At 60.5% G+C, this 4,308-nt stretch carries 3 protein-coding genes; 2 read left to right on the forward strand and 1 reads right to left on the reverse strand.

All coding sequences use genetic code 11. The annotated features are described in order from the left end of the window. The first annotated feature begins 264 nt into the window (after positions 1 to 264). Positions 265 to 2,823: an EAL domain-containing protein gene (locus tag M3461_07360; GenBank protein ID MDQ3774183.1), complete on the forward strand. Its 2,559-nt coding sequence runs from the start codon at positions 265 to 267 to the stop codon at positions 2,821 to 2,823. Here the strand turns inward: M3461_07360 and M3461_07365 are convergent. Next, positions 2,820 to 2,960, reverse strand: a complete 141-nt coding sequence (locus M3461_07365) for a hypothetical protein (protein MDQ3774184.1) — start codon at positions 2,958 to 2,960, stop codon at positions 2,820 to 2,822. The genes M3461_07360 and M3461_07365 overlap by 4 nt on opposite strands. Positions 2,961 to 3,100: 140 nt before the next feature. Here M3461_07365 and M3461_07370 point away from each other — a divergent pair. Next, positions 3,101 to 4,308: FecR domain-containing protein (locus M3461_07370; GenBank protein ID MDQ3774185.1), on the forward strand; the 1,208-nt coding region annotated here is incomplete at its 3' end.

Raw genomic sequence — 4,308 nt, forward strand, 5'->3', positions numbered from 1 at the left:
CAGAGCTCTGGTCGTCATTCGGTCGTCTGGAGCAAGCCCTCAAAGCGGCACAGAAGGCGGTGGTCCTGGAGCCGGATCTCTCACGGACACAGACGGTTTTGGGTTTCGCCTACCTGACCGAGGTCAAAAGTGACATCGGAGCTTTCTATAGAACACCACTATAGGTTATAGGTAGATAGGTAGCCGAAGGCCCGGGAACCAGGGTGGGTTAGGCGTGCTGCTTATGCCGTAACCCATCGAGGAGCTGAAGCGCGGGCACCGAGGATGTTTCGAGTCTCCTTACGTTATGGGATCCCTCTCCTCATCGTCGTATTTACGGCGGTCCTCGCGGCGTACTCGGTGCAGAAGGAATGGGGTGCCGCGGAAGCGGTGGTACGGGGAGAAGAGGTGTCGCAGATGATAAGCCGCATGGCACTGCTCCAAAAGCAGTTCAGCTATGCATTCGCCACGGGTAACGAGGGGCGCATTGCACAGGAGATGTCACTCCTCGGCAGGGCTTCGGATCCGCAGATCGCGATATTGGCTGATGATACCGACATCGTGCTGGGCGCAACGAACGGCGAATGGGTCGGTCGGTCGGTGGCGGAGGCAGCCCGGGCGCAATGGCCGCGCTGGGCAGACGAGCCGTTGCAAGCGATAATCGATCGGGTACGAGCGGAATTATCCGGCGAGCTGTTCCTCGCCGCCGGTGGCCGCTACGTATTGGGAATATACCCGCTTAGGCTGGATGCCCACGGCGACGCGGATGCACCGACGCGGATAGGTGTCTTGATTGTGCAAAGAGACCTCTTGCGCCAGCTCGCCCACGCGCGGCGCACGGTCGAGAAGTATCGGCTGGAGATGGTCGGTGTGCTTATCGGCCTGGCCATAGTGCTCGGGGTCCTGATGCATATCTTTCTGACGCGCAGACTTAACGCGTTGTTGAATGCTACACAGCAATTCGCCGCAGGAAACTTAGGGGCGCGCGCCGATCTGCGCGGTACAGACGAGGTCGCGAGTTTAAGCCGGGCCTTTGACCGCATGGCGGGGCAGGTTGCGGACACCCAAAGGCAGCTCGAGAGCCGCGTGCGGGAGCGGACCTTTGAGCTTGCCCGAACGGTTTCCGTGCTGCAAAGGGAGATCGCCGAACGCCAGCGTGCCGAGAACACGCTATTCGACGAGAAAGAACGGATCGAGGTCACTCTGGCGTCCATCGGGGATGCCGTTATCACCACCGATGTTGCCGGTCGCGTCGACTACCTGAATCGAAGCGCCGAGCAACTGACGGGTTGGCCGCAGGTGGAGGCCGAAGGCCGGCTGCTCCGCCACGTGCTCAGTATCGTGGATGAGAACACCCGTGACCCAGTGGATGACGCCGCGGAACGGTGCTTACAGGAAGACAAGATCGTTGGCCTTTCGAGCAGTACGCTATTGATCTCCCGTGACGGGCAGGAGATCTCGATAGACTACTCGGCCGCCCCGATCCACGACCACGAGGGTGCGAAAATAGGATGCGTACTGGTTTTTCGCGATGTTACCGAGGCACGCCGAGCGGCGCGCCAATTGAGCTACCACGCTTCCCACGATGCGCTGACCGGGCTCGTCAATCGCCGGGAGTTCGAGCGCCGGCTGGAGCGTATCCTCACCACGGCACTGCCGGAGGAGTCGCACGCCGTCGTTTATCTGGACCTCGACCAGTTCAAGGTCGTCAACGATACCTGCGGGCACGTCGCAGGGGACGAGCTGTTACGCCAGGTAGGCGCCGTGCTCGTGTCCCAGGTGCGCAAACGTGATACGCTGGCGCGCCTCGGCGGCGACGAATTCGGGGTGCTGCTGGAACACTGCCAACAGGGGCAGGCGCTGAGGATCGCCCATCAGATGCGCGAGTCCCTGCAGGAACTCCGCTTCGTGTGGCAAGACCGCGGCTTCACGATAGGCGCGAGCATCGGGCTCGTGCCTATTGGTCCGGGAGTCGATACCGTGGCCACCGTCTTCAGAGCGGCGGATGATGCGTGCTATGCCGCCAAAGAGCAAGGCCGCAACCGCGTGCACCTATATGAGGCCGATGACCACGAGCTGGCTCGGCGTCATGGGGAGATGCAATGGGTGCCGCGCATCCAGGAAGCGTTGGCCAACAACCGATTTTCGCTGTTCTATCAACCGATTATTCCGCTCGGTCAGGATGGACGACCGCACGGCGAGGTGCTGCTGCGTCTTTTCGACCGCAACGGCGATCTGATACTGCCTGGCGCGTTTATCCCCGCGGCGGAACGTTACAATCAGATGCAGGCCATCGACCGTTGGGTCATCTGCAGCGTTTTTGCGGCGTTGCGTGACCCGGATACCGTCATGCCATCGGGCTCTGTCGCCATCAACCTCTCTGGCCAGTCCCTGAGCGACCGGCAGTTCCTAGAGTTCGTTGAGCAGCAGATAGAGGCCTGTGCGGTCGTTCTGGAACGCATTTGCTTCGAGATCACCGAGACGGCTGCGATCAGCAATCTCAGCTTGGCCAAGCGCTTTTTCTCGGCCCTCAAGCCGCGCGGGTGCCGCTTCGCCCTCGATGATTTTGGCAGCGGCCTGTCTTCGTTCGCCTATCTGAAGACGCTTTCGATAGACTTCTTGAAGATCGACGGCGGTTTCGTGAAGGACATGGTGAGGGATCCCATCGATCATGCCATGGTCGAAGCGATCCACAGAATCGGTCATGTGATGGGTCTTGAAACGATCGCAGAGTCTGTCGAGGACGAAAGGATCTTGGCGCGGCTCAAGGCAATCGGCGTGAACTACGCGCAGGGTTACGCAGTAGGGAAACCGAGACCGCTGAGAACGCTGGCGCAGTCCTAGACAGAATTGAGCCCCTGGAAGTATTTACGGCGTTTGGGGGGCGGGGGACCCTTGGCGGCTGCCGGCTCATTGGTGAGCGCCGTTGCGCCGGTGTTACCGCCCGGCAAGGTGGCGAGGTCGCGGTTCTGTATGACCACCGCCTCGTTTCGGGGGGACAAGTGACCTAGGAATCCACCGGGATCTGGTCCATTATTAGAGCGGGCTTGACCTGGGCTCAGAATCGTTATATCTATTACAACGTTCTTCACGTTTCTTATATCTTACTCGAGGCAAACACGTGCGGTTGCGGCGCTGTGGCTATCCCGCCTTGTTTGCCGCCGCTTGTTGCGTGCTCACCTCCGGTGTCCACGCACAGGATCACTGTCAGGAACCGGCGGGAAGGTTCGCGAGCATCGACGGCGAGGTCGATGTTCAAAGTGGAGGGGTATATTGGCGCACGGCACAACTGGATCAATCCCTATGCGAAGGCGACACGATCCGTGTGGGAGACCGCAGTCGCGTTGCCATCCAGTTGATTAATAACGCCGTGTTGCGTATCGACCAAAATACCAGCATACGCTTAATGAATATCAGCAGCAAGACCGACGAGCGGTCCTGGCTCGACCTTGTGAGCGGCGCCCTGCAATCTTTCAGCCGCCAACCGTGGCTGCTAAGGGTTACCACACCCCACCTCAAAGGGGATATCGACGGCACAGAGTTTTATGTCCAAGCGGAAGAGGATCGTTCGCTGCTCATTGTTTTAGAAGGCCGCGTGCTGGTTTCCAACGACAAGGGGCACCTCGCGCTTGCCTCAGGTCAGGCCGCCACCGCGGAAGCCGGAAAGGCGCCTGCGTACCGCATCGTTGTCCGCCCGCGGGATGCCGTCCAGTGGGCGCTGTACTACCCACCCGTCCTCTATCTTCGCCCTGATGAATTCCCGCCCGGCCCGGGCTGGCAAGGGATGGTTCGGCAATCCATTGAGCTCTACCTGCGAGGGGACCGGCAGCAGGCGTTCGAGGGCATTGCGACCGTTCCCGAGACGGTCCGCGACCCGCGCTTTTTCGTCTATCGCGCCTCACTCCTGCTGGCCATGGGCCGCGTGGATGAGGCCGATGCAGATATCAAGCGGGCGCTTAGGTTGGCCCCGAACGACGGCAATGCCTTGGCGCTGCAATCGATCATCGCTATGGTGGAGAATGAGAAGGACAAAGCGCTCAATGTCGCACAGCGCGCCGTCGATGCGGCTCCCGGCTCCGCGACCGCATTGATCGCCCTGTCCTATGCCCAGCAGGCCACGTTCGACCTCGAAGCTGCGCGCGCAAGCCTTGAAAAAGCCGTGCAACTCGACCCGAAAAATGCCTTGGCGTGGGCACGGTTGGCAGAGCTCTGGTCGTCATTCGGTCGTCTGGAGCAAGCCCTCAAAGCGGCACAGAAGGCGGTGGTCCTGGAGCCGGATCTCTCACGGACACAGACGGTTTTGGGTTTCGCCTACCTGACCGAGGTCAA

It is taken from the genome of Pseudomonadota bacterium (assembly GCA_030860485.1).
GTDB lineage: Bacteria > Pseudomonadota > Gammaproteobacteria > JACCXJ01 > JACCXJ01 > JACCXJ01.

What these genes read in the sequence shown, in the direction of transcription:
- M3461_07360 (MDQ3774183.1), top strand. Translation starts at nt 265, where the DNA reads ATGTTTCGAGTCTCCTTACGTTATGGGATCCCTCTCCTCATCGTCGTA.